Genomic DNA, 25,626 nt, shown 5'->3' with positions numbered 1-25,626 from the left:
ACAATGAAAGCTGCTAATGGATGTATCTATATTTTACTTCTGCATAAAGAGACTTTATCTTATCAGTCACTTTTTAATCGGAGAGTTGATTAGAGGTGATGTTACATACCATCTCAACAATTCGTAATTCTGTTTCCAGCTTGATATCGGGATAAATATGAGTAAAAGCACCGCTGAGATCCGTCAAGCGTTTCTCGACTTTTTTCATACGAAAGGTCATCAAGTGGTCACCAGCAGTTCGCTAGTGCCAAATAATGACCCTACACTACTGTTCACAAACGCAGGGATGAACCAGTTCAAAGATGTATTTCTTGGCCTGGATAAGAGAGCATATTCCCGAGCGACAACTGCGCAACGTTGCGTTCGAGCAGGTGGTAAACATAACGACTTAGAAAATGTGGGTTATACCGCTCGTCACCATACATTTTTTGAAATGCTAGGTAACTTCAGCTTCGGTGATTACTTTAAGCATGATGCTATCCGCTTTGCTTGGGAACTATTAACTAGCGAAGAGTGGTTTAATTTACCAAAAGAAAGGCTGTGGGTAACTGTCTACGCGACAGATGATGAAGCGTATGATATCTGGAACAAAGAAATTGGTGTTCCAGCTGAGCGTATTATTCGTATTGGTGACAATAAAGGTGCACCATATGCGTCAGATAACTTCTGGCAAATGGGTGATACAGGCCCTTGTGGTCCATGTACAGAGATTTTCTATGACCATGGTGAGCATATTTGGGGTGGTCCTCCGGGGAGCCCTGAAGAAGATGGTGACCGTTATATTGAAATCTGGAACCTTGTCTTCATGCAATTTAACCGTCAATCAGACGGTACTATGGAGCCACTGCCAAAACCTTCAGTCGACACAGGGATGGGTTTAGAACGCATTTCTGCAGTACTTCAACACGTAAATTCTAACTATGAGATTGATATTTTCCGCGAACTCATTGCTGCTGCTGCGAAAGCAACAGGGGCAACTGATTTGGAAAATAAATCATTGCGTGTTATTGCTGACCACATTCGTTCTTGTGCATTCCTTGTTAGTGATGGTGTCATTCCATCAAATGAAGGGCGTGGCTATGTTTTACGGCGTATTATTCGCCGAGCAGTGCGTCACGGTTACATGCTTGGTGCAAAGGATACCTTCTTCTACAAATTAGTTGCTCCACTAATTAACGTGATGGGCTCTGCTGCGGATGAGCTTGCACGTCAGCAAGCAATGGTAGAAAAAGTTCTTAAAACTGAAGAAGAACAATTTGCTCGTACTTTAGAACGCGGCTTGCAATTATTAGACGAAGAACTTGCTTCCCTAAAAGGCGATACACTTGATGGTGAGGCTGCATTCCGTTTATATGATACCTATGGCTTCCCTATCGATTTAACGGCGGACGTTTGCCGTGAACGCAATATTAAAGTCGATGAGCAAGGTTTTGAGCATGCGATGGAAGACCAACGTCGTCGTGCTAGAGAATCGAGCGGTTTTGGCGCAGATTATAACTCATTAATCAAAGTTGATAAGCGTAGCGAATTCTCTGGTTATCAATACGATGAGCAACAAGCAACAATCACGGCTTTGTATAAAGATGGTCAACCTGTTGATACCCTTAAAGAGGGTGAAGAAGGGTTGGTTATCCTAGATAAAACTGCATTCTATGCAGAGTCCGGTGGGCAAGTGGGTGACACTGGTTATTTAAATAGTGACAGTGCAAGCTTTAATGTAACAGACACTCAAAAATACGGCCAAGCGATTGGTCACATAGGTAAAGTAGAGTCAGGTACATTAGTTGTTAACCATCGTATTACTGCTTTGATTAATAGCGCGAGGCGTGATGCTATCCGCTTAAATCACTCAGCGACACATTTACTTCATGCTGCATTACGTCAGGTATTGGGTGAGCATGTGTCACAAAAAGGCTCATTGGTTAACGATAAATATCTCCGTTTTGATTTCTCCCATTTTGAAGCGATGACACAGGAAGAGCTACGTCAGGTAGAAGATATTGTGAATGCTCAAATCCGAAAAAACTCAGAAATTGAAACTGAGTTGATGGATTTAGAGGGAGCTAAAGCGAAAGGCGCTATGGCATTATTCGGTGAAAAATATGAAGAACGTGTACGCGTTTTGAGTATGGGTGATTTTTCTATTGAATTATGCGGTGGTACACATGCTAGTCGAACTGGGGATATTGGTTTATTCCGTATTCTTAGCGAATCAGGCACTGCTGCTGGCGTTCGTCGTATCGAAGCAACAACGGGGGCGATGGCGATTGAAAATATTCACAATCAATCTGAGCAACTTTCAGCAATTGCTCACCTATTAAAAGGTGACTCCAATAGTCTTGTGGAAAAAGTTAAAGCTGCATTAGACAAATCTCGTCAGCTCGAGAAAGAAATTTTGCAACTAAAAGATCAGCAAGCATCGCAAGAAAGTGCTTCAATAGGTAGTAAAGCGAAAGATGTGAAAGGCATCAAGTTGTTAGTGACTCAACTGAGCAATACTGATCCTAAGCTACTGAGAACTATGGTAGATGATCTCAAGAACCAGCTGAAATCTGCGATTATCGTGCTTTCAACAACAAGTGGTGATAAAGTCAGTATGATCGTTGGGGTGACTAATGATTTAACTGCTAAAGTTAAAGCAGGTGACTTGATTTCCTTTATTGCAGGGCAGGTTGGCGGTAAAGGTGGTGGGCGACCAGACATGGCACAGGCAGGGGGTACTGACGTGAATGCATTACCTGCTGCGATGGCAAGTGTCGAAGAATGGGTTGAATCACGGCTATAAGCGTCGACAAAGTTGCCTCATTAAAATATGAGGCAACTTTAAGCTGTTGCGGCATTGTTAATGTATCGCTTGTAGTGTTATATTTTGCTTGTAAATAATTAGAATGCTTGCATTGATGGCATCAATGCTTTAGGTGAATATCATTGCTTTACGTTTTCACGGTGTGTGATGGACAATAGCGGGGGATACCTAAAGACCCGACTCTTTTAATATTTCAAGGAGCAAAGAATGCTTATTCTGACTCGTCGAGTTGGTGAAACACTCATGATAGGCGATGAGGTAACAGTTACTGTATTGGGTGTCAAAGGCAACCAAGTTCGTATTGGTGTTAACGCCCCAAAAGAAGTTTCTGTTCACCGTGAAGAAATTTATCAACGGATCCAGGCTGAAAAAACTCAACCAGATAATCAATAATAAAAAAGAAGCGTCCAATGATTGACCACACAGCAAGAATGGACGCTTGTCTTTCCTATTCTATTATTCCCTTTTGTTAATCTAATATGCAGTTTTTTAGTGTTTAGCGACTATATTTTGCTAAGCATTAATTTTCATCGTGCTCGATTTATTTTTTTATTGCATGTCTATTTTTCATTTGGCTAAAAAATATACTTTTTGTTGAGTGCTATCATCATTTTTTTTCCTGCTTTTTGTTTATAAACTTAGTGAGATAAGGGCTGAAAAAGATCTTTTTCGGTGCTAAACTAATCATCTTGCTTGTGAAATGTGCAAACAGACTACGGAATGCAAAAAGTTTGGAAAAATTGTTTGACTTCTAAGTCTAGGAAAGTAATATGTGCGCCACACAGCAACGAGATGTTTGAAAAAACAAATCGTGTGTAACTAAAATATGGTGAGGTGGCCGAGAGGCTGAAGGCGCTCCCCTGCTAAGGGAGTATGCGGTCAAAAGCTGCATCGAGGGTTCGAATCCCTCCCTCACCGCCATTTTAGATATGCATCCGTAGCTCAGCTGGATAGAGTACTCGGCTACGAACCGAGCGGTCGGAGGTTCGAATCCTCCCGGATGCACCATATTTAACCCTATAAGAGTATCTGATGGGGTTTTGTTTTGGTTCTAGAATATTGGAAACCAAAACATGCAGTAACTTAGAAGTTAGTTTTTAGTAGTTGATAAAAATTTTGAGATAAAAATCAGTCTTGCACTAAACATGCATCCGTAGCTCAGCTGGATAGAGTACTCGGCTACGAACCGAGCGGTCGGAGGTTCGAATCCTCCCGGATGCACCATCTCTTAGTTGCTAAATTTAGCATATCAATAATACATTTTAATCTAATTCATAAAAAGTTATTGGAACATCGATTTATAATCGAAAGAATTTTGCATCCGTAGCTCAGCTGGATAGAGTACTCGGCTACGAACCGAGCGGTCGGAGGTTCGAATCCTCCCGGATGCACCATCATTAGAAACTCCTCACTTTGAGGAGTTTTTTTTTGCCTAAAATTAGAAAAAATGCCATTCACCTAATATCTTTGTATGTAATCCTCGATAAACCACACATCTAGACAGCGACAATTTATGTGATTTAAGCTAAAGTAATTGCCTCAATAAAATAAATTAACATCACAGGCGGGAGGTCGATTTGATCCCGGACGTATCAAAAGCGCTCTCATGGTTAGAGGCGCACCCAGAAGCACTAAATGGAATTCAACGTGGTATTGAGCGCGAAACATTGCGTGTGTCCCCAACAGGTGCGATAGCAGAAACATTGCATCCAGAAGGGCTGGGAAAAGCTTTAACACATAAATGGATCACGACAGATTTTGCGGAGTCCTTACTCGAATTTATTACTCCTGTAGATAAAAGCATCAGCCATAATTTGGCCTTTCTTCGGGATTTACATCGTTATACTGCGCGCCAACTTAAAAATGAAAGAATGTGGCCGCTCAGTATGCCGTGCTTTATTGAAAGTGAAGATAGAATCACTCTTGCTCAATATGGTTCTTCTAATGTCGGGCGTTTTAAAACCCTGTATCGAGAGGGCTTAAAAAATCGTTATGGTGCGCTAATGCAAACGATAGCAGGGGTGCATTATAACTTTTCTTTGCCAATTGAATTTTGGCAGGCTTGGGCTGGTGTAAAAGATGAAGAAAGCGGTAAAGAAAAAATTTCAGAGGGCTATTTACGTCTGATCAGAAATTATTACCGCTTCGGTTGGGTTATTCCGTATCTATTCGGCGCATCTCCAGCCATTTGTGGCTCTTTCTTAAAGGATAGAGACACAGCGTTATCATTTGATAAAACAGATTGTGGCACCTATTACTTACCTTATGCGACATCACTGCGCATGAGTGACCTAGGCTATACAAATAAGTCGCAAAGTGATCTAAATATTACGTTCAATAAACTGGATGAATATATAGAAAACTTGAAAAAAGCCATTCATAAACCTTCCGCTGAGTTTGAAAAGCTAGGAGTAAAAAAAGATGGCGAATATGTTCAGTTAAATACGAATGTATTACAGATAGAGAATGAGCTGTATGCCCCTATACGGCCGAAACGTGTACCTAAAGGTAATGAATCACCTTCAGATGCTCTAATGCGTGGTGGTATTGAGTATATTGAAGTTCGTTCACTGGATATCAACCCGTTCAGTGCAATTGGGGTAAATGAAACACAAGCTCGGTTTGTTGATCTATTCTTAATATGGTGTGTGCTTGCAGATGCACCTGAAATGAATGCTCAAGAGCTTGATTGCTGTCGCCAAAATTGGAACAGGGTGATCCTTGAAGGGCGTAAACCTGGACAAGTGATTGGTTTTGGTTGTGGTAGTGAAGTCAAACCATTAGTTGAGGTTGGTCAGCAATTATTTAATGATTTAATTCGGGTTGCTGAAGTGCTTGATACTTGCTGTGATGAAAGGTATCAAGAAGCTTGCCACCAGTTTGTTGCCATGTTTGAAGATCCAACACTGACATACTCAGCGCTCGTTATGGATGAGATGTTGGAAAAAGGCATTGGTGGTTATGGGCTAGAATTAGCTGAGAAGTATTTTGAACAGTTAGTTAATGAACCTTATGAAGTGATTACTGAAGAGCAATTTGAACAAGCACGGTTAGCTTCAATTGAGAAGCAAGCAAAGATGGAGCAAAGTGAAACTGAAAGCTTTGAAGACTATCTGCGCATCCATGCAGGACGCTAAAAGAAATGGCCACACTAGGTGGCCAAATAAAAATCTCTTAGAGAATTAGGGATGATAACAAATTGCGCGTCTTTCAATATTTCAGACTCTGCATTTTCAAAATAGTTTCATTTATTTTTAGAAATAATTTTTATATTTTTGAGGAGGTCACAAAATGCCATTATTAGATAGCTTTACTGTCGATCATACTCGCATGTCAGCGCCTGCTGTACGTGTGGCAAAAACCATGAAAACACCGAATGATGATACTATCACAGTGTTTGATTTACGTTTTACCGTGCCAAATGAAGAAGCCATGACAGAGAAAGGAACGCATACTTTAGAGCACTTATTTGCAGGCTTTATGCGTGATCATCTCAACAGTGATGGTGTAGAAATTATTGATATCTCTCCAATGGGCTGCCGTACAGGTTTTTATATGAGCTTAATCGGCCAACCAGAGGAGCAGCGTGTTGCTAATGCGTGGAAAGCGGCAATGGAAGATGTTTTGAAGGTTGAAGATCAAAACAAAATTCCTGAATTGAATGTATATCAGTGTGGTACATATAAAATGCATTCATTAGAAGAAGCGCAACAAATTGCACGTAATGTTCTCGCTTCCGAGATTGGTATCAATAAAAATGATGAATTAGCGTTACCAGCAGACAAACTAGAGCAACTGCACGTCTAGTTATCTATTTTTTAGTTGATCTATATATAAAACAAAAGAGCCAATATCTGGCTCTTTTTAGGTTGTGAGCTAAGAGTGGCAGTTTAAATTAAAGGTCTGGGATTTGGGAGCTAAATGCCAGAGGGGTTATCCTGACTTGCTTAACAATATTTTCGCTCATGACTAATACCTCGATAAGGTAATGGCCTACCACGATTTGCTCTTCAGGTTGAGGGATATCACCTATCACCTCTAATACCATGCCATTAACCGTCCTAGGGCCATCAATAGGGAGATTCCAATCGAATGCCTTATTTAGCTCACGGATATTGGCAGAACCGTCTACAAGTACGCTACCGTCGCTTTGTGGCAAAACCTCTTCAGCTAGTGATGGCGACATAGATGTTGTAAAGTCCCCTACAATTTCTTCTAAGATATCTTCGACAGTAATAAGACCTTGAATTTCACCATATTCGTCAACAATGATGCCTAGCTTTTCTTTGTTATGCTGAAAATTAACAAGTTGAATATTAAGTGGCGTACTATTCGGGATGAAATAGATATTATCAGCTGCTTTAATCAGATTTTGCTTGTTGAACTCGCGTTTTTCCATCATCAAACGATAGGCTTCTCGAACACGCAAAATACCAATGGAATCATCAAGGGAATCACGATAAAGCACTATACGTCCATGAGGTGAATGCGTTAGCTGTCGAATAATTGATTTCCAGTCATCATTTACGTCAATGCCCACAATTTCATTTCTTGGCAACATAATATCGCCAACGGTGACTTTGTCTAAATCCAATATTGAAATCAGCATGTCTTGGTTGCGACGGCTAATTTTATGCTTTGATTCGTTAACAATGGTCCGCAATTCTTCCTTGTTGACGGCATCCGTACGGGCAGTTAGCGACCGTATACCTATACAACGTAACAACAAGGCTGAAATGGTATTAAATGCCAACACAATCGGCATCATAATGACTTGTAGTGGCTTTAAAAGGTAGCTGCTAGGAAACGCAATTTTTTCTGGATACAGCGCAGCGAGTGTTTTAGGCATAACCTCGGCAAATATAAGGATCACAAATGTTAGAATCCCCGTCGCCATTGCTACACCGGCATTACCGTATAAACGCATGCCGATAATCGTCGCTAATGCAGAGGCGACAATATTGATCAAATTATTGCCAATAAGCACTAAACTTAAGAGTTTATCGGGGTGCTTGAGTAATTTTTCGACGCGGATCGCAGAGCTATTGCCATGTTTTGCTAAATGTTTTAAACGATAGCGGTTTAATGTCATCATCGCTGTTTCGGAAGCAGAGAAATAGGCCGACATAAAAATTAAAACAATCAATATGATGATTAGCGTACTGGTAGACACATCATCCAAAACAAGGTTCCTTATATGAGGCTAATGGTGGTTTAGTTGTCAAAATATTATAAATTCCTGTATAAGGCGGTTACCAAAAAAAGCCATTGTTAAGATAATGGAGCCCCCAACGTGGAAAAACAACACGCGTTTACCCCGCCATCCACCATGGAAATGCCCCCAAAGCAAAGTAATATAAACAAACCAAGCAATAACAGATAATACTGATTTATGGATATTTTCTTTACCAAAAATATTATCCATATAAATAAAGCCTGTGCATAAGGTTAATGTAAGCAAAATCACACCAACCTGAGTGATATGAAACATCTTGCGTTCTACAACCATCATGGGTGGCATATCTGGGCTAAATTTTAAGGTTTTATTTTTTAATTGGTGGTCAATCAACGCCACTTGGAGAGCATATAACGCTGCAATGAGCAACGTTGCATAGCTCAATAAAGCTAAGCCGATATGAACGAATAGAGGGACGCTCGCTTCTAGATGAGTAATAAACTCACCGGGCATGATGGTGGATAACATTAAATTAATGATAGCAAAACTATATACAATCGGAGTTAAGTACCAGGCTTTTCCCCAATAAGCCACAACGGTCATAATCACACACATAAGCAAGCTAACCGCAGAACCTAGATTCAACAGTGTGAGATTTTGCCCCTCGGCCTCACTGAAAATAAGTAATTTCAGTGTTATTGCATGAGTCACTAACGCAATAACAGCAAGCAAAATCGCTAGGCGACGATAGAATGGCTGCTTACGCACTTGACCGGGGACGATCAGTAGCAGACTGACCATGTATGTACAAACTGCTATGACTGCAAATACGGGCATAGTATAGTGTCGTTGTTCTTGGTTAGTGGAAAGTTATTACATAGTATAACTTGTACGGGTGTAGGCTCCAACCATTGGACGGGCTAATCACAGCATATTCGTTGTTGATAGCACTTCATGCGCCAACTGATTTGATTTATCACCATAAATTAGAACCATAATAACCTGTATAATCAGTTTCAAACAGGGGGCAGCGAAAAAACAATGGGCATGTTACAATAGCATAATTATTTTGCCCGAATTATTTTAGCGTTGGTTTTTCTTTCATGATTATGAAAGGATTGATACTTATAATTCAAGTCGTTATAACCAATACACTTGAAATTAGCTGTATTAGCAACCAGATCAGGCTGAGCATCGGCCCATCAACAGAATTGAGCTAAGACATATGTTTGATAATTTAACTGACAGACTATCGCGCACGTTGCGCAATATCAGTGGGCGGGGACGCCTTACTGATGACAATATTAAAGACACATTACGCGAAGTTCGCATGGCCTTACTGGAAGCAGACGTTGCTTTGCCAGTTGTCCGTGAATTTATTCAAAAAGTCAAAGAAAGTGCTGTTGGTCAAGATGTTAATAAAAGCCTAACACCTGGCCAAGAATTTATTAAAATTGTTCAAAATGAACTGACTAGGTCGATGGGGGATGAAAACCATCAGCTTAATTTATCTGCGCAACCGCCTGCGGTAGTCTTAATGGCCGGCTTGCAAGGTGCGGGTAAAACGACCAGTGTTGCCAAGCTTGGTAAGCATTTAAAAGAAAAACAAAAGAAAAAGGTACTGGTGGTCTCAGCTGACGTTTATCGCCCTGCGGCGATCAAACAGCTAGAAACATTAGCTCAATCTGTTGGGGTTGATTTTTTCCCTTCCGATGCACAGGAAAAACCCGCAGCCATCGTACAAAAAGCATTAAAACATGCACAGTTACAATTCTATGATGTGTTGTTAGTGGATACCGCCGGTCGTTTACACGTTGATGAAGCGATGATGGAGGAAATCCAAGAAGTTCACCGCATTATCAAACCCGTTGAAACCTTATTTGTCGTTGATGCAATGACAGGTCAAGATGCGGCAAATACTGCAAAAGCGTTTAATGAAGCATTACCACTGACAGGGGTTGTATTAACCAAAGTTGATGGGGATGCTCGAGGCGGTGCGGCACTGTCAATCCGTGCTATCACAGGCAAGCCAATTAAATTCTTAGGGGTTGGTGAAAAAACTGATGCCTTAGAGCCTTTTCACCCTGAGCGTGTCGCTTCCCGTATCCTTGGTATGGGGGATGTGATTTCTCTGATTGAAGAGATCGAACATAAAGTTGACCGTGATGAAGCTGAAAAATTAGCGAAAAAGCTAAAAACGGGTGATAGCTTTGATTTAAATGACTTCCTGAGCCAATTAAAGCAAATGCGTAATATGGGCGGCATGGCGAGTATGATGAGTAAAATGCCGGGGATGTCCCAATTACCTGATGCCGTCAAATCGCAAATGGATGATAAAATCACTGTTCGAATGGAAGCGATGATTAATTCTATGACGCGTAAAGAGCGTGAGAAACCGGAAATTATTAAAGGTTCACGTAAACGTCGTATCGCAGCAGGTTCTGGTACAACAGTACAAGAGGTGAACCGCCTCTTAAAACAATTTGATGATATGCAGCGCATGATGAAGAAAATGAAAAAAGGCGGCTTAGCCAAGATGATGCGCGGCATGAAGGGTATGATGCCTCCGGGTTTTCCGGGGCGTTAAACAATAAAGCCTCAAACAAAACGTACTTTTGATTGATTTTTGCGTCAAAGTGAGTAAACTTTTCGGGCTTTTTATATGACAGCCGGACTCTATCCCTCGATGGAGTCTGGTTGTTTTGTTAACTAATGAGGATGTTATGGTAACAATTCGTTTATCTCGTGGCGGCGCTAAAAAACGTCCGTTCTACCAAATCGTTGTAACCGATAGCCGCAATGCGCGTGACGGTCGTTTCATTGAGCGTATCGGTTTCTTCAACCCGATCGCAGCAGGTCAAGCAGAAGAACTGCGTTTAGATCTGGACCGTGTTGAGCATTGGGTTGGCTTAGGCGCAACTATTTCTGACCGTGTTGCACAACTGGTCAAACAAGCTAAGAAAGTAGCTTAATCTGTCACGGTGGTAACAATGAGCAAGCAAACTAAGTTACTGCCACCTGAAAACCCAATTGTATTGGGCAAATTAGGTGCAGCATACGGTATTCGCGGTTGGCTCAAAGTTTTTTCGTCCACCGAACATGCTGAAAGTATTTTTGATTATCAGCCTTGGTTTATCCAACGTTCAGGTCAATGGCAACACATTGAAATTGAAGATTGGAAACATCATAACAAGGATATCATTGTTAAGCTGGGTGGGGTCGATGACCGCGACGCAGCAGCACTCTTAACTAACTTTGAAATTGCGGTGAATTCAACCCAACTTCCTGAGTTAGAAAACGAATACTACTGGAAAGACCTTATGGGTTGCCAAGTTGTTACGTTACAAGGGTATGGCCTTGGTATTGTTACTGACATGATGGAAACTGGTTCAAATGATGTACTAGTTATTAAGGCGAATTTAAAAGATGCATTTGGCATCAAGGAGCGGTTAGTTCCGTTTCTTGATGGGCAGGTTATCAAGAAAGTCGATCTCGATGCCAAACTTATTGAAGTGGATTGGGATCCTGGTTTTTAAATCTCCGGTTGAACGGTTTTGATAAGTGGGACGAAATTATGTGGATTGGTGTAATTAGCCTGTTTCCCGAAATGTTCCGCGCAATAACCGAGTACGGGGTAACTGGTCGGGCAGTGAAAAATGGCCTGCTGACTGTTGAGTGCTGGAATCCTAGGGATTTTACCCATGATAGGCATAAAACAGTCGATGATCGCCCCTATGGAGGTGGTCCAGGTATGCTGATGATGGTTCAACCTTTAAAGGATGCAATCAACACAGCAAGAACTGAGGCCGGTGTTGGTGCAAAGGTTATTTATCTTTCACCTCAAGGGCGCAAATTAAGTCAAGACGGCGTTTGCGAACTAGCAACCAATGAGAAGCTAATTCTTGTTTGTGGTCGCTATGAAGGTATTGATGAGCGTATTATTCAAACCGAAGTTGACGAAGAATGGTCAATTGGTGATTACGTTCTCAGTGGTGGGGAACTCCCTGCTATGGTGTTGATAGACTCAGTCTCGCGGTTTATTCCGGGGGTACTTGGTCATCAAGCTTCTGCACAAGAAGATTCTTTTGCTGATGGCTTGTTAGATTGTCCACATTATACCCGCCCTGAAGTGTTAGATGGCATGCAAGTTCCTGAGGTACTGCTTTCAGGAAATCATGCCAAAATAGATAGTTGGCGCATGAAACAATCACTTGGTCGTACCTGGCTTAGAAGACCTGAGCTTCTGGAAAGCCTAGCTCTGACTGACGAGCAGAGGATGTTGCTGACTGAATTCCAAAATGAATATCAGTCCGAGCAACAAATGAATCCAGACAATTAATTGTCTAAACATATCAGTTTACCTAGGGTAAGAGAGTTATTATGAGCAATATTATTAAACAACTTGAAGACGAGCAAATGAAGCAGGACGTACCTTCGTTCCGTCAGGGTGACACCGTGGAAGTTAAGGTATGGGTCGTTGAAGGCTCTAAAAAACGTCTGCAGGCATTCGAGGGCGTGGTTATCGCTATTCGTAACCGCGGTCTGCACTCTGCATTCACTGTTCGTAAAATTTCTAACGGCGAAGGTGTTGAGCGTGTATTCCAAACTCACTCTCCAGTCGTAGATAGCATTGCTGTTAAACGTCGTGGTGCTGTTCGCAGATCTAAACTGTACTACCTGCGTGAGCGTTCTGGTAAGGCAGCTCGTATCAAAGAGCGTCTGAACGCCAAGTAATACGCTTTCGCTACATCCGAAAGTTATGTTATGAGAGAGGCCCGCATTGCGGGCCTTTTTATATTTGTCACTATATTCGTCATATTTCAAGTTGTAGCTGTGTTGGCAGCACTCATTCGCACTAGTCACATACTTGTGTATGCTCCTAGCGCTTCATTCCTTTGCCGCCTTGCTACACCTCGAACTATTTAGAATATAGCTGAGAGAGTTTATCTTAAGTCCTAGCTGTGTTGGCTGCGCTTATTCGCACTAGTCACATACTTGTGTATGCTCCTAGCGCCTCATTCCTTTGCCGCCTTGCTACACCTCGAACTATTTAGAATATAGCTGAGAGAGTTTATCTTAAGTTGTAGTTGTGTTGGCAGCACTTATTCGCACTAGTCACATACTTGTGTATGCTCCTAGCGTCTCATTCCTTTGCCGCCTTGCTACACCTCGAACTATTTAGAATATAGCTGAGAGAGTTTATCTTAAGTCCTAGCTGTGTTGGCTGCGCTCAGCCACACAGGTCACATACCTATATTCGTCATATTTCAAGTTGTAGCTGTGTTGGCAGCACTCATTCGCACTAGTCACATACTTGTGTATGCTCCTAGTGCCTCATTCCTTTGCCGCCTTGCTACACCTCGAACTATTTAGAATATAGCTGAGAGATTAATCTCTTAATCTGTAAATAAATATTTACTAAAAATTGGTATTGAACTCTGATTTAAATACTATAAATGTTAATTTTATGTAAATTAATATAATTATCAATAAATTGAATGTATGTAAATTATTGTTTGCACATATGGAAATATTTTACATAAATGGATTGAATTGTTTACGATGCATGGTATGTTATTAGCCATACACCCAAACACAATATGTAAACAATAAACTAAGCAAATATAAGCTAATAAGTAGGTAAAAAATGATCATGCAAAAAGATGTACTCAACAATGTGAATATTCAAGATGAGCAGGTATTAATTACTCCTGAGAGTCTGAAACAGAAATATCCTCTGAGTCACAGCAGCCTGCATGCCATTGCGACATCGCGCCAAGTGATTGCCGACATCATTCACCAACGTGACCCTCGCTTACTCGTGGTATGTGGTCCTTGCTCAATCCATGATGTGGATGCCGCTATTGAATATGGTGAGCGCCTGAAAAAATTAGCCGAAGAATTAAGTGATAGCTTATATATTGTGATGCGCGTGTACTTTGAAAAACCTCGTACTACAGTAGGTTGGAAAGGTTTAATTAGTGACCCATTCATGGACGGTTCTTTTGAAATGGAAAAGGGGTTACATATTGCTCGTGATTTATTAACCAGCTTAGTCAATATGGGGCTGCCATTAGCAACTGAAGCATTAGACCCTAATAATCCACAATACTTAGGGGATTTATTTAGCTGGTCTGCAATTGGTGCTAGAACAACAGAATCTCAGACTCACCGTGAAATGGCATCTGGTTTATCTATGCCTGTTGGCTTCAAAAACGGAACTGATGGTAGTTTATCTACGGCAATCAATGCATTAAAAGCTGCTGCTATGCCTCACCGTTTTATGGGGATTAACCAATCTGGTCAAGTGTGTTTATTACACACAAAAGGTAATAGTAATGGTCATGTTATATTACGTGGCGGTAAAAAGCCTAACTATGAAGCTGAAGATATTGCAGCTTGTGAAGTTGAAATGAAAAAAGCGGGCTTAGCACCATCGTTAATGGTGGATTGTAGCCATGGCAACTCGAATAAAGACTACCGCCGTCAGCCACAGGTTGTTGATTCAATTATTGAACAAATTGTTAATGGTAATGAGTCAATTACAGGTATTATGTTAGAAAGCCATATTAATGAAGGTAATCAAACGTCTGAACAAGCACGTGATATGATGAAATACGGCGTCTCTGTGACAGATGCTTGCATTAATTGGCAAACAACAGAAACTGTATTGCGCAATTTGCATCAAGCACTGCTACCAGTGCTAGAACAACGCGCACAAAAACTGAGTAAAGTGAGCTGATCAGGGTATTGGTATGTCTGCTGAATTATCCCATTTACGGGAAAAAATTGATGAGGTTGATAAATCGTTATTAGATTTATTGGCAAAAAGGCTGCAATTGGTTGCTGAGGTCGGTGAGGTAAAAAGCTTACATGGGTTACCAATATACGTGCCTGAACGTGAATCAAGCATGTTAGCTGCTCGTCGTGCTGAAGCTGAGCGAATGGGGGTCCCTCCTGATCTTATCGAGGATATTCTTCGGCGGGTCATGCGTGAGTCCTATACTCGTGAAAATGATAAAGGGTTCAAAACATTGAACCCATCAGCAGGGCCGATAGTCATTGTCGGTGGCGATGGAAAAATGGGGCGGTTATTTCATCGTCTCCTCACTTTATCGGGCTATCAAGTTAAGTCATTAACTGAAAATGATTGGTCTAAGGCCGAGTCGATTGTCGCGGGCGCCAGTATAGTAATGGTGAGTGTACCTATTCATTTGACGGTTCAAGTGATCAACAAATTACCCAAACTAGATAAAGACACAATCTTAGTGGATATCGCTTCTATTAAGCAGCAACCACTAGACGCTATGTTAGCGGCTCATGATGGGCCAGTATTGGGGCTTCACCCAATGTTTGGTCCTGATATTGGTAGTGTTGCAAAGCAGGTCTTTGCCTATTGTCATGGCCGTGGTGCTGGATCTTATCAATGGTTCCTTGAGCAGCTATTAGTTTGGGGAGCTAGACTGAAAGAAATTTCGGCAAAAGAACACGATAAAAACATGAGCTTTATCCAAGCGTTACGTCATTTTACGACCTTTACATATGGGCAAAATTTAGCGAAAGAAAATATCGACTTGCAGCAATTGCTTGAATTATCGTCACCTATTTATCGCTTAGAATTAGCGATGGTTGGGCGGTTATTCGCGCAAGACCCGCAGCTATACGCAGATATCATTATGTCTTCTGAAGAAAATGTTGAGTTGATCCGTCGTTACCATCAGTTGTTAGGAAACTCAATTGACTTACTTGAAAGCAAAGATAAAGCGGAATTTATTCGCCAATTTAATCATGTTAGTGAATGGTTTGGTGAAGATGCCCACCATTTTATGAAAGAAAGTCAGTCGTTATTGCAAAGAGCGAACGATAACCGTAAATAATCATTCCTCGCCTTCTATCGTATTTCTTGCGGTAGGAGGCTTTATTTCTTCTGCGAATGCATTGTTATGCCTTACAAATACTAATTTTAGACAATCTAATTCTGATTATTTATTTAAAATAAGTAATTGTACTTACTTCTGTAGTTTCTCTCGAATAATATCCTTAGCTTCTCAAAAAGCAAGTTATCCACTATTTAATTCTAAATTAATCAATTTTTAAAATTGATATTTATAAATCGATCGATTTAAATGATAAAGGTTTGGCTGGCTTTACCGATAACACTAATCATTAAATGATGGCTAGTGTGGTAAACATATGTCTTTTAAGAATCTCAAAATCAGTATGAAGTTAACGATAGCATTTGGCGGGTTTGTTGCGCTTATTATCTTGAGCTCAATATTTTCTTTGGCAAACATGAACCGTGCAAACGAAGGAATGAAGCAGGTGCTTTATGAAAGCTATCCAATTGCATCGACCGCAGGGCAAATGATGGATAACTTTTATTCTTTTATTGGGATACAAGAGCTTATTTTGCTTGATGATAGAGGTAGCGATAAACGTCGTGAAGAACTCTCTAAAATTACACTTAAGATAACGGAGTTACTGGAAAAACTGGAAAGTAGTGTAACGGATGATCGTTCTAAAGAAATATTGGCCGATCTACGGGGAATTCGTCAGCAATTCCATGCATCACAAGCCCGTATGAATGCATTCTTGCAGCAAAATAATCGCCAAGCTGCAATTGATGAAATGATGACAAAAACCTCTAGTATTCAACGCGAATACCGTGAGCAAATTCAGACGCTAATGGCTATTCAAGACCTACAAATGCAAGAGATCGGTCGTAATGTGAATGCTGACTATGAAAGTAATAAGATACTGCTTGCGGTATTGTCGCTCTTCAGTATTGGGATTGGCTGTGTAGTTGGTTGGTTTATTACTACCATTATTACTCGCCCTCTAGAAAATGCAGTCCATTTTGCTCAAGCCATAGCAAGCGGCGATTTAACTAAAGATATGCAAGTAACCTCAAAAGATGAAACTGGTGTGCTGCTGCAAGCACTCAACGACATGAAGGGGCGTTTGTTAGAAATTGTCCAAGAAGTTCAACAAGGTTCGGAGAGTATTTCGGCTGCGGCAGGGCAAATTGTTGCAGGAAACCAAAATTTAGCGTCTCGTACAGAAGAGCAAGCTGCATCTGTTGAAGAAACCGCGAGCTCAATGGAACAAATTACTTCAACAGTCCAAAACACAACAGAGCATACTCACGAAGCAAGTATGTTGGCTGATCAAGCCGCAATCATAGTACAAAACAATGGTGATATGATGAGTCAAGTAACTAATAAAATGCGGGCTATCAATACATCATCGTTACAAATGACAGAAATTATTAATCTGATTGATTCAATTGCATTTCAGACAAATATTTTGGCATTAAACGCCTCAGTTGAAGCCGCTAGAGCAGGGGAGCACGGCCGTGGTTTTGCTGTCGTCGCTGGCGAAGTCAGGCTGCTAGCTCAAAAAAGTGCGGCATCAGCTAGTGACATTCGCGAGCTTATTGAAAATTCTTCATCCCAAACTCAAGACGGTATGGATTTAGTTGAAAAAGCCACTGATCAAATTTATGGAATGATTGACAGTGTAAAAGAGATGAACACATTACTACGAGAAATTGGCCAAGCGAGCCGAGAACAAAGTGATGGGATTGCACAGATTAATAGTGCTGTCGGGCAACTTGATTTAACAACGCAGCAAAACGCTAGCTTGGTAGAGGAATCTGTTGTGGCAGCAGACTCATTAAATGAGCAGGCATTCCACTTAAAAGGACTAGTGAATTACTTTAAAATAAAAGCTATTAATTAGTACAATAGAATCGTTGCAAATCTGATGATAAGGCTGCACAACTACCTGTGCAGCCAACGTATTTTGATATAGACAATTAAGGTGTGATCTTTTCTGGCTCAACGGGGACAACATTCTCTGATGGGTAACAACCCAATACTTTTATTGAGCGTGTAATTGCTGATAGCTCTTTTAAAGCTTGTTGCATATTTTCTGAACGCAAATTAGCGTGCACATCAACGTAAAACATCTCTTCCCAAGGTTTACCGTTAATTGGGCGAGATTCTAATTTACTCATTATTATCTGATTGTTTTTTAGAATAACCAGTGCATCAACTAAAGCACCTGCTTGTTGACCTGTAGTCATTAATAACGTGGTTTTAGCAGGAACTTGTTCTGTTACTTCAATCGGTTGTGGAGCGACTACAATAAAACGGGTCATATTTATCTGTTGATTGGCAAGGCTATGCTCTATTACACTTAAATTATATAAAGCCCCCCCAGCTTCACTGCCTAGCGCCGCGACGTTAGGTAAATTTTGTTCTGCTACCATTTGCATCGCAGTGGATGTGCTGTCGCAATATTTAATCTTCCAGTGGGGGTATTGTGCTAAATATTGACTACATTGTTGGAATGGTTGCGGATGACTATACACCGTATCAATTAAGCTTAAATCAGTATTGCCCGTTGTTAAAAGGCAATGGTTAATTGGTAGTCGAATTTCGCCAACAATTGATAATGTTGTATTCTGCAGTAAATCGTAAACATCATTAATTGCACCGGAACTGGTGTTTTCTATCGGTAAAATACCGTATTCAGCTTGCCCACTTTCAACCAATGAAAATATATCTTGGAATTTATGACAACTACATTCAACTAGTTGATCAAAATGGCGTGCAGAGTATTGACGAGCGGCGATGTGTGAGTAAGAACCTTTAGGGCCTAAAAAAGCAAACCTAGCCGTATCACTTGGCGTTAGATTTAAATGTTTTTGTAAAATGGCTTGTTGTGTGAGAACCGAGTCCTCGATAATCATCTGAAATAGACGAGTAATATAAAACCCGTCTAGTCCAAGGGGTTTGCCTTTATTAATCAAAACATCAAGGAGTTGGCGTTCGCGATCTTTATCTCGAATGGGGCGGTTATCATCAATCTTTGTTTCTGCCACTTCAACGGCATAACCACGACGTTTTGCCAAAAGGCCAAGTAATTCACTATCCAATTGGCTGATTTTCTCTCTTACTTTCAGTAGATTATTACTGTTATCCATTCTGCCCACCCTGTAAATATCATGATATAAAAAAGCCCCCTAGCTGGGGGCTTTCTAATCTTGTCTTCTTTTTTTCTCGAACGACAAAAGCCCCTTATTTAAGAGTCACTAAAAAAGAAGAAAAAAAAGACAAAATTAAGATTCATCTGCAACACCTGTTATTAGACCTGTATTAAATAGACCCGATACTTAATAAGATGTCAATAAAAAAGGTTAAGAACACAAAAAAACGCGCCTATAGTAGGCGCGTTTACAAGGTTCAAGATAAGTTGATAGATAATATAAAATTATAACGTAACGAGGTTCGCTTCTTTTACACTATTGTTGGCTCTTCTTGATTCTCCTTTATGTTGCACTTTATTAAGTTGTCTTTCGAGTTTGTTAATTAGTTCATTAATTGCAACGTACATATCTTCATGTTTGGCGCTTGCGACCAGTTTACCTGTCGCTGTTTTTATGTTTGCATCAACCATGAAACCTTGTGGCTCTTTTGATAACACTACGTGAGTGTTAATGAGTGAGACTTGCCACTTATCAAGTTTTGTTAGACGGTTCTCAATGTGCTCGCGAATTGCTGGGGTAATATCCATTTGTTTGCTAGTAATGTTCACTATCATATAGTTACCTCTCATTGTTTCCGTCTTTGATGAGTCCAGAATACCTATTATCTCTAATAAAAAATTGATATAGATCACATCTAATTAAGGGGAGGGAGTCGGTACATTTGAAGTGTGATTTCACGTATAAAAGGGGTGAAAAAGCATTGCCAAAATGAGTAGATTAAGACAAACTGGTTAAGTTGGCTATCGATACGGCAAATAGTCGGAACTTTTTTTGGGTTAAAATTAAGCCAATGAAAGTATTGTTAGTCTCAAAATAGCAAACAAAGAAAAACAGCAGCCAAGGCTGCTGTTTAAGATTACTCGGTTATATTATTGTGGGTTTGCTGCAATAATATTCGCAACCTTAGTCGCTTCTTGATTTAACCCCATTTCTTTATAAGCAATTTCCATGTATGCCAAGGCATTACGTGTTGCTTCTGTGTCTGGGTAATCTTTTAGCATCTGTTGGACACGGTTAACAACCGCGACATAAGCCCCGCGTTTGTTGTAGTATTCAACCACGGAAAGGTCGAATTTCGCTAAGCGGTCTTTTAAGTAGACTAAACGCTTACTCGCATCATTTGAGTATAAACTGTTAGGATAGTAGCGAACTAATTGGCTAAAGTCCTTAAATGCAACGCGTGCATGTTGTGGATCTCTATCTGAGCGGTCGATACCAAAGAGCCCTTGCAGTAAACTATCATCTAATGCCATAGCAGTAAGACCACGCATGTAAAGGACGTAGTCAATATTTGGGTGAGTTGGGTTCAAACGCATGAAACGGTCAATCGCAGCTATCGCCATTGGCAGCTCTGCTGATTTATAATATGCGTAAATGAGGTCTAATTGGACCTGCTGAGCATATGGACCAAATGGATAACGGTTATCGAGTGCTTCAAATTGTTTGATAGCAGCTTTAAAGTTGCCGTCCTGTAATTTTTGCTGACCCGTACTATAAATTTCAGCTGGGGAGCTATCAGGACTGACTTCATTGTTACTGGAGCAGCCGACTAAGACCAGACTTAACGTGGCAGCGGCCACCAGATTTTTCATACGTATCATCACGTGTAGGTTATCCTCTGAGTGTTTCGAGGGAGACTATCCATAAGGCTCCCGGCAAAATTCGAGTTACAATAGCATATATTTTAAATGAAACGGCTGTGCCGTCAAAATACAAACACCAAAAAAGTAGATTAATTTATGGCTCAACAAGTACAACTTAGTGCAACTATCGCTGAATCACAGCTTGGTCAACGTTTAGATCAGGCTTTAGCCGAATTGTTCCCTGATTATTCTCGTTCACGCATAAAAGAATGGATTTTAGCTGATAGAGTGCAGGTTAATGGCAAAGTTATCAATAAGCCAAAAGAAAAAGTTTTTGGTAGCGAACAAATTTTAATCGATGCCCTTATCGAAGAAGATAATCGCTGGGAGCCTCAAGATATCCCACTTAATGTTATTTATGAAGATGAAGATATCCTAATTATTAATAAACCACGTAATTTAGTTGTTCATCCTGGCGCTGGCAACCCAGATGGGACGATCCTTAACGCATTATTGTATCGTTACCCTGAAATTGCCGATGTACCAAGAGCGGGTATCGTCCACCGTTTAGATAAAGACACGACTGGCTTGATGGTTGTTGCAAAAACGGTTCCTGCGCAAACTCATTTAGTTGAAGCGTTACAACGCAGAGAAATTACGCGTGAATATGAAGCCGTAGCGGTAGGCCGCATGACTGCTGGTGGCATGGTGGAAGAGCCAATCTCACGCCATCCAACCAAAAGAACCCACATGGCTGTTCATCCAATGGGGAAACCTGCGGTGACACATTACCGTGTGATGGAGCATTTTAGAGCTCATACTCGTTTACGTTTACGTTTGGAAACAGGTCGAACTCACCAAATCCGTGTCCATATGGCTCATATTAATCATCCTTTAATTGGAGATCCTTTATATGGCGGTCGTCCGCGTCCATTAAAAGGCGCAACAGAAGAGTTCTTCGAAGTCATGCGTAGCTTTGATAGGCAAGCACTGCATGCGACTATGTTGCGCCTGTATCACCCAATTTCAGGTATTCAAATGGAGTGGCATGCACCGTTACCGGATGATATGGTTAAGCTTATTGATGCCTTAAAGGCAGATACTGAACTTCACAAAGACGATATGGACTGGTAATGAGCATATTGATTTTCCCTGACTGGCCACAGCCTAAAAGTGTATCAAGCTGTAGTACGACCCGTGCTGGTGGTGTGAGCCTACCACCTTTTGATAGCTTAAATTTAGGTGATCACGTTGAGGATCGCTTTGAGGCCGTCAGTGAAAATCGCCAACGTTTAGTTAAACTTGCTCAATTACCGCAACAACCGGTGTGGCTTGAGCAAGTACACGGTACCCGCGTGCTTCATCTTGATGGCAGTAAAATCAAGAATAAACAAGCTGATGCGGTATATACCAATCAAAAAGGTCAGGTTTGTGCAATCATGACCGCAGACTGTTTACCCGTGCTTTTTTGTAATATGGCAGGTAGTGAAGTCGCAGCGGCACACGCGGGTTGGCGAGGTTTATGCAATGGTGTACTTGAGAATACGGTGAGCCAATTTGTCAGCCCAACAAATGAAATTATGGCATGGTTAGGGCCTGCGATCGGAGCTGAGAAATTTGAAGTTGGCGGCGAAGTGAAAGACGCATTTGTTAATCAATCGTCTGATTTGGCCTCAGCTTTTACTCCCCATAATGGAAAATATTTAGCCGATATCTATTTATTAGCACGTAAAAAACTGAGTACGATGGGAATTAATGCCATTTATGGTGGTGATTTTTGTACAGTAACGGATGAAAACAGATTTTTTTCCTATAGACGTGAAGGAAAAACGGGCAGAATGGCCTCTCTAATATGGGTATCCAACTAATTTTAGAGTTATAATCTAAATTAACAAATATAATAAAAATAATCCCATGCAAAACTTGAATAGTTAAAAATAGACCTCATTTAGTAACCAGTAGCAAATTTAATCTCATTTATCGGAGGTGTTATGCGTCTGGACCGTTTAACTAATAAATTCCAGCAAGCTCTCGCTGACGCCCAATCATTAGCCCTTGGGCGCGAAAACCAATTTATCGAACCAATTCATCTATTAAGTGCCTTGTTTAATCAAGACGGTGGCACTGTTCGTCCTTTACTGACAACGCTAGGCGTTAATGCTGTGCAGTTTAAGCAAAAGATTGAAGATGCATTGGAACGTTTGCCTCAGGTGCAAGGTGTTGCGGGGGATGTTCAACCATCAAGTGACTTAATGCGTCATTTGAATTTATGTGACCAATTGGCACAAAAGCATGGGGATGAATTTATCTCCTCAGAATTATTTCTTATCGCCGCTTTAGAAGCCAATACAACATTAGCAGACATGCTCAAAGCAGCAGGTGTTAATAAAGATAACTTAATAAAGGCAATAGAACAGATGCGTGGTGGAGAAAAAGTGAATGACCAAAGCGCTGAAGACCAGCGCCAAGCTTTGAAAAAATATACTGTCGATTTAACCGAGCGAGCAGAACAAGGTAAATTAGACCCTGTGATTGGTCGTGATGAAGAAATTCGTCGTACGATCCAAGTGTTGCAGCGCCGTACTAAAAATAACCCAGTACTTATTGGTGAACCCGGTGTTGGTAAAACTGCGATTGTTGAAGGTTTAGCTCAGCGTATTGTTAATGGTGAAATTCCTGAAGGGTTAAAAAACAAACGTGTACTTTCACTCGATATGGGCGCACTAATTGCTGGCGCTAAATACCGTGGTGAATTTGAAGAACGTTTAAAAGGCGTTTTGAATGACCTTGCAAAGCAAGAAGGTAATGTCATTCTATTTATTGATGAATTACACACCATGGTTGGTGCTGGTAAAGCTGACGGTGCAATGGATGCCGGCAACATGTTAAAACCTGCGCTAGCTCGCGGTGAATTACACTGTGTTGGTGCGACAACGTTAGATGAATATCGCCAATATATTGAAAAAGACCCTGCGTTGGAACGCCGTTTCCAAAAAGTCTATGTCGCAGAACCGTCAGTTGAAGACACTATTGCGATTTTACGTGGTTTGAAAGAGCGCTATGAGCTACATCACCATGTACAAATTACTGACCCAGCAATTGTCGCAGCGGCAACATTATCCCATCGGTATATTACCGATCGTATGCTGCCAGACAAAGCTATTGACTTAATTGACGAGGCTGGTGCAAGTTTGCGTATGCAGATGGATTCAAAACCTGAATCCTTAGATAGACTAGAACGTCGGATTATTCAGCTTAAACTCGAGCAGCAAGCTCTGAAAAAAGAATCTGATGACGCAAGTAAAAAACGTCTTGAAATGTTAGAGGAAGAACTAACAGAGAAAGAACGTGAGTATTCTGCGTTAGAAGAAGAATGGAAAGCAGAAAAAGCATCTCTTACTGGTACACAGCATATAAAAGCTGAACTAGAGAATACACGTATAGAGATGGAAAAAGCACGCCGAATGGGCGATTTAGCTAAAATGTCTGAATTGCAATATGGCCGCATTCCAGAGCTTGAAAAACAACTTGAAGCCGCAACGAAAGCGGAAAATAAAAGCATGAAGCTTTTACGTAACAAAGTCACTGACGTTGAAATTGCTGAAATTTTAGCGCGTTGGACTGGGATACCTGTATCAAGAATGCTTGAAAGTGAACGGGAAAAACTGTTACGTATGGAGCAGCAATTACATCAACGTGTTATTGGTCAAGATGAAGCGGTTGTTGCTGTATCTAATGCGATTCGTCGTAGTCGCGCAGGTTTATCTGATCCAAATAGACCTATAGGTTCATTTATGTTCTTAGGGCCTACAGGGGTCGGTAAAACTGAGCTGTGTAAGGCGCTGGCGAACTTTATGTTTGATAGCGATGACGCAATGGTGCGTATCGATATGTCTGAATTTATGGAAAAACATGCGGTATCGCGTTTAGTGGGTGCGCCTCCAGGTTATGTCGGTTACGAGGAAGGTGGCTATTTAACTGAAGCCGTTAGACGTCGTCCATATTCTGTTATTTTATTGGATGAAGTTGAAAAAGCGCATCCAGATGTCTTCAATATTTTATTGCAAGTACTGGATGATGGGCGTTTAACTGATGGTCAAGGTAGAACGGTAGACTTCCGTAATACGGTAATTATCATGACATCTAACTTGGGTTCTGACTTAATCCAAGAAAGGTTTGGCATGATCGGTTATTCAGAAATGAAAGATATGGTAATGGAAGTGGTATCCCATAGTTTCAGACCTGAGTTTATTAACCGTATTGACGAAGTGGTTGTATTCCATCCATTAGGTAAAGAGCAAATTACGAATATTGCTAATATTCAGTTAGCTCGTTTATATAAACGTCTTGAAGAACACGGCTATGAAGTGACAGCGACTCCAGCTGCACTTGAGAAAATTGGTGAGGCAGGTTTTGACCCAATCTTCGGTGCAAGGCCATTGAAACGTGCTATTCAACAAGAAATTGAAAACCCTCTGGCACAAGAAATTTTGTCAGGTAGGTTATTACCGGGTAAACCTGTCATTTTAGATGTAGAAAATGACGAGATAGTTGCTAAGCAGTAATTGATATTATTATAGAATCAAAAGGTGGCTAATATTAGCCACCTTTTTTATATCAAATTACGTATAAAACCGCGTTTTTTGCTTGAGAATTGGGCGTAAAGTATAAAATATAATCACTTGAGGTTTTTTTTTCAAAAAACACTTGCCAGATTTTTCTGACTCCCTATAATGCGCCACCACTGACCGGGAACAAGACAACGCAAAGCGCGATGAACACTGAAACGGCAGCGAGAGATTCTGAAAAGAAAAAGCAAAAAATTGCTTGACTCTCACAGAGGAAAACGTATTATACGGCTCCTCGCGACAACGACCTCGACCTCGAAGTCGAAAATCAAACAGATTTAGTCGCAACGCTCTTTAACAATTTATCAGACAATCTGTGTGGGCACTCACAGGACACTATCAAAAAAATATTTGATTTTAAGTCTTGAAGAGTGACTAAC

20 protein-coding genes, 4 tRNA genes and 1 other annotated feature are annotated in these 25,626 nt (G+C 40.8%); of the genes, 19 read left to right on the top strand and 5 right to left on the bottom strand.

The genetic code is table 11. The features are described 5' to 3' along the window. Window positions 1-157: 157 nt before the first annotated feature. From alaS to luxS, 8 genes are all read left to right on the top strand, one after another. Window positions 158-2,785 (top strand): alanine--tRNA ligase, encoded by a 2,628-nt coding sequence (gene alaS / locus M1F14_RS19220; protein ID WP_042848688.1) that lies wholly within the window; start codon window positions 158-160, stop codon window positions 2,783-2,785. Between the two features lie 228 nt (window positions 2,786-3,013). Beyond that, complete coding sequence (gene csrA, locus M1F14_RS19215) at window positions 3,014-3,199, top strand: carbon storage regulator CsrA (RefSeq protein WP_004264815.1); 186 nt, start codon at window positions 3,014-3,016, stop codon at window positions 3,197-3,199. Between the two features lie 435 nt (window positions 3,200-3,634). Beyond that, window positions 3,635-3,727 (top strand) — tRNA-Ser (locus M1F14_RS19210). Between the two features lie 10 nt (window positions 3,728-3,737). Continuing rightward, a tRNA-Arg gene (locus M1F14_RS19205) sits at window positions 3,738-3,814 on the top strand. A gap of 139 nt (window positions 3,815-3,953) precedes the next feature. Continuing rightward, window positions 3,954-4,030, top strand: a tRNA-Arg gene (locus tag M1F14_RS19200). Window positions 4,031-4,123: 93 nt separating this feature from the next. Beyond that, window positions 4,124-4,200, top strand: a tRNA-Arg gene (locus M1F14_RS19195). Between the two features lie 183 nt (window positions 4,201-4,383). Beyond that, on the top strand, window positions 4,384-5,943 hold the full coding sequence (gene gshA, locus M1F14_RS19190) for a glutamate--cysteine ligase (RefSeq protein ID WP_042848687.1): 1,560 nt from the start codon (window positions 4,384-4,386) through the stop codon (window positions 5,941-5,943). A 154-nt stretch (window positions 5,944-6,097) separates the two neighbouring features. Then, window positions 6,098-6,613, top strand: a complete 516-nt coding sequence (luxS, locus tag M1F14_RS19185) for an S-ribosylhomocysteine lyase (protein WP_042848686.1) — start codon at window positions 6,098-6,100, stop codon at window positions 6,611-6,613. 88 nt (window positions 6,614-6,701) lie between these two features. Here the strand turns inward: luxS and M1F14_RS19180 are convergent, their stop codons facing one another. Further along, window positions 6,702-7,988 (bottom strand): CNNM domain-containing protein, encoded by a 1,287-nt coding sequence (locus tag M1F14_RS19180; RefSeq protein WP_042848685.1) that lies wholly within the window; start codon window positions 7,986-7,988, stop codon window positions 6,702-6,704. Between the two features lie 39 nt (window positions 7,989-8,027). Beyond that, window positions 8,028-8,819, bottom strand: a complete 792-nt coding sequence (locus M1F14_RS19175; protein ID WP_042848684.1) for an inner membrane protein YpjD — start codon at window positions 8,817-8,819, stop codon at window positions 8,028-8,030. Window positions 8,820-9,207: 388 nt separating this feature from the next. Here M1F14_RS19175 and ffh point away from each other — a divergent pair, with 388 nt between their 5' ends. The 8 genes from ffh (at window position 9,208) to M1F14_RS19135 (ending at window position 17,723) form a co-directional block, all read left to right on the top strand. Further along, window positions 9,208-10,569: a signal recognition particle protein gene (gene ffh, locus M1F14_RS19170; RefSeq protein ID WP_042848683.1), complete on the top strand. Its 1,362-nt coding sequence runs from the start codon at window positions 9,208-9,210 to the stop codon at window positions 10,567-10,569. Between the two features lie 136 nt (window positions 10,570-10,705). Next, entirely contained in the window at window positions 10,706-10,954 is a 249-nt protein-coding gene (gene rpsP, locus M1F14_RS19165) for a 30S ribosomal protein S16 (protein ID WP_042848682.1), read from the top strand. 18 nt (window positions 10,955-10,972) lie between these two features. Beyond that, on the top strand, window positions 10,973-11,518 hold the full coding sequence (rimM, locus tag M1F14_RS19160) for a ribosome maturation factor RimM (protein ID WP_042848681.1): 546 nt from the start codon (window positions 10,973-10,975) through the stop codon (window positions 11,516-11,518). A 38-nt stretch (window positions 11,519-11,556) separates the two neighbouring features. Next, window positions 11,557-12,321, top strand: coding sequence for a tRNA (guanosine(37)-N1)-methyltransferase TrmD (gene trmD, locus M1F14_RS19155; RefSeq protein ID WP_042848680.1), 765 nt, complete (start codon window positions 11,557-11,559; stop codon window positions 12,319-12,321). A 41-nt stretch (window positions 12,322-12,362) separates the two neighbouring features. Then, window positions 12,363-12,716, top strand: a complete 354-nt coding sequence (gene rplS, locus M1F14_RS19150) for a 50S ribosomal protein L19 (RefSeq protein WP_042848679.1) — start codon at window positions 12,363-12,365, stop codon at window positions 12,714-12,716. Window positions 12,717-13,629: 913 nt separating this feature from the next. Continuing rightward, window positions 13,630-14,724: a 3-deoxy-7-phosphoheptulonate synthase gene (locus M1F14_RS19145; RefSeq protein WP_042848677.1), complete on the top strand. Its 1,095-nt coding sequence runs from the start codon at window positions 13,630-13,632 to the stop codon at window positions 14,722-14,724. Window positions 14,725-14,737: 13 nt separating this feature from the next. Next, the gene (gene tyrA, locus M1F14_RS19140; protein ID WP_181469123.1) at window positions 14,738-15,859 is read left to right on the top strand and encodes a bifunctional chorismate mutase/prephenate dehydrogenase; all 1,122 of its coding nucleotides are present in this window, start codon (window positions 14,738-14,740) and stop codon (window positions 15,857-15,859) included. A 316-nt stretch (window positions 15,860-16,175) separates the two neighbouring features. Further along, window positions 16,176-17,723: a methyl-accepting chemotaxis protein gene (locus M1F14_RS19135; RefSeq protein WP_071547821.1), complete on the top strand. Its 1,548-nt coding sequence runs from the start codon at window positions 16,176-16,178 to the stop codon at window positions 17,721-17,723. A gap of 76 nt (window positions 17,724-17,799) precedes the next feature. Here M1F14_RS19135 and pheA read toward each other — a convergent pair whose 3' ends face one another. From pheA to bamD, 3 genes are all read right to left on the bottom strand, one after another. After that, entirely contained in the window at window positions 17,800-18,972 is a 1,173-nt protein-coding gene (gene pheA, locus M1F14_RS19130; protein WP_042848674.1) for a bifunctional chorismate mutase/prephenate dehydratase, read from the bottom strand. 25 nt (window positions 18,973-18,997) lie between these two features. Next, window positions 18,998-19,119 (bottom strand) — a sequence feature (Phe leader region). Between the two features lie 140 nt (window positions 19,120-19,259). Next, entirely contained in the window at window positions 19,260-19,589 is a 330-nt protein-coding gene (gene raiA / locus M1F14_RS19125; protein WP_042848673.1) for a ribosome-associated translation inhibitor RaiA, read from the bottom strand. A 315-nt stretch (window positions 19,590-19,904) separates the two neighbouring features. Beyond that, complete coding sequence (gene bamD / locus M1F14_RS19120; protein ID WP_042848672.1) at window positions 19,905-20,636, bottom strand: outer membrane protein assembly factor BamD; 732 nt, start codon at window positions 20,634-20,636, stop codon at window positions 19,905-19,907. A 138-nt stretch (window positions 20,637-20,774) separates the two neighbouring features. Between bamD and rluD the strand changes: the two genes are divergently transcribed. The 3 genes from rluD (at window position 20,775) to clpB (ending at window position 25,183) form a co-directional block, all read left to right on the top strand. Continuing rightward, the gene (rluD, locus tag M1F14_RS19115; protein ID WP_042848671.1) at window positions 20,775-21,752 is read left to right on the top strand and encodes a 23S rRNA pseudouridine(1911/1915/1917) synthase RluD; all 978 of its coding nucleotides are present in this window, start codon (window positions 20,775-20,777) and stop codon (window positions 21,750-21,752) included. Beyond that, window positions 21,752-22,486, top strand: a complete 735-nt coding sequence (yfiH, locus tag M1F14_RS19110) for a purine nucleoside phosphorylase YfiH (RefSeq protein WP_042848670.1) — start codon at window positions 21,752-21,754, stop codon at window positions 22,484-22,486. Before rluD ends, yfiH begins: the two co-directional genes overlap by 1 nt. Before the next feature lie 123 nt (window positions 22,487-22,609). Continuing rightward, a complete protein-coding gene (clpB, locus tag M1F14_RS19105; RefSeq protein ID WP_042848669.1) occupies window positions 22,610-25,183 on the top strand; it encodes an ATP-dependent chaperone ClpB in 2,574 nt (857 codons plus the stop codon). The last annotated feature ends 443 nt before the right edge of the window (window positions 25,184-25,626 follow it).

The organism is Providencia sp. PROV003, assembly GCF_045040775.1.
Taxonomy (GTDB): Bacteria; Pseudomonadota; Gammaproteobacteria; order Enterobacterales; family Enterobacteriaceae; genus Providencia; species Providencia huashanensis.
This window is presented reverse-complemented; position numbering and strand designations above follow the sequence as displayed.

Bases quoted from the DNA above. Each gene is read 5' to 3' on its own strand.
- bamD (WP_042848672.1), bottom strand. From the start codon at position 20,636: ATGATACGTATGAAAAATCTGGTGGCCGCTGCCACGTTAAGTCTGGTC.
- M1F14_RS19135 (WP_071547821.1), top strand. From the start codon at position 16,176: ATGTCTTTTAAGAATCTCAAAATCAGTATGAAGTTAACGATAGCATTT.
- trmD (WP_042848680.1), top strand. From the start codon at position 11,557: ATGTGGATTGGTGTAATTAGCCTGTTTCCCGAAATGTTCCGCGCAATA.
- M1F14_RS19175 (WP_042848684.1), bottom strand. From the start codon at position 8,819: ATGCCCGTATTTGCAGTCATAGCAGTTTGTACATACATGGTCAGTCTG.
- clpB (WP_042848669.1), top strand. From the start codon at position 22,610: ATGCGTCTGGACCGTTTAACTAATAAATTCCAGCAAGCTCTCGCTGAC.
- csrA (WP_004264815.1), top strand. From the start codon at position 3,014: ATGCTTATTCTGACTCGTCGAGTTGGTGAAACACTCATGATAGGCGAT.
- rimM (WP_042848681.1), top strand. From the start codon at position 10,973: ATGAGCAAGCAAACTAAGTTACTGCCACCTGAAAACCCAATTGTATTG.
- ffh (WP_042848683.1), top strand. From the start codon at position 9,208: ATGTTTGATAATTTAACTGACAGACTATCGCGCACGTTGCGCAATATC.
- tyrA (WP_181469123.1), top strand. From the start codon at position 14,738: ATGTCTGCTGAATTATCCCATTTACGGGAAAAAATTGATGAGGTTGAT.
- M1F14_RS19145 (WP_042848677.1), top strand. From the start codon at position 13,630: ATGATCATGCAAAAAGATGTACTCAACAATGTGAATATTCAAGATGAG.
- rplS (WP_042848679.1), top strand. From the start codon at position 12,363: ATGAGCAATATTATTAAACAACTTGAAGACGAGCAAATGAAGCAGGAC.
- alaS (WP_042848688.1), top strand. From the start codon at position 158: ATGAGTAAAAGCACCGCTGAGATCCGTCAAGCGTTTCTCGACTTTTTT.
- rluD (WP_042848671.1), top strand. From the start codon at position 20,775: ATGGCTCAACAAGTACAACTTAGTGCAACTATCGCTGAATCACAGCTT.
- luxS (WP_042848686.1), top strand. From the start codon at position 6,098: ATGCCATTATTAGATAGCTTTACTGTCGATCATACTCGCATGTCAGCG.
- pheA (WP_042848674.1), bottom strand. From the start codon at position 18,972: ATGGATAACAGTAATAATCTACTGAAAGTAAGAGAGAAAATCAGCCAA.
- rpsP (WP_042848682.1), top strand. From the start codon at position 10,706: ATGGTAACAATTCGTTTATCTCGTGGCGGCGCTAAAAAACGTCCGTTC.
- yfiH (WP_042848670.1), top strand. From the start codon at position 21,752: ATGAGCATATTGATTTTCCCTGACTGGCCACAGCCTAAAAGTGTATCA.
- raiA (WP_042848673.1), bottom strand. From the start codon at position 19,589: ATGATAGTGAACATTACTAGCAAACAAATGGATATTACCCCAGCAATT.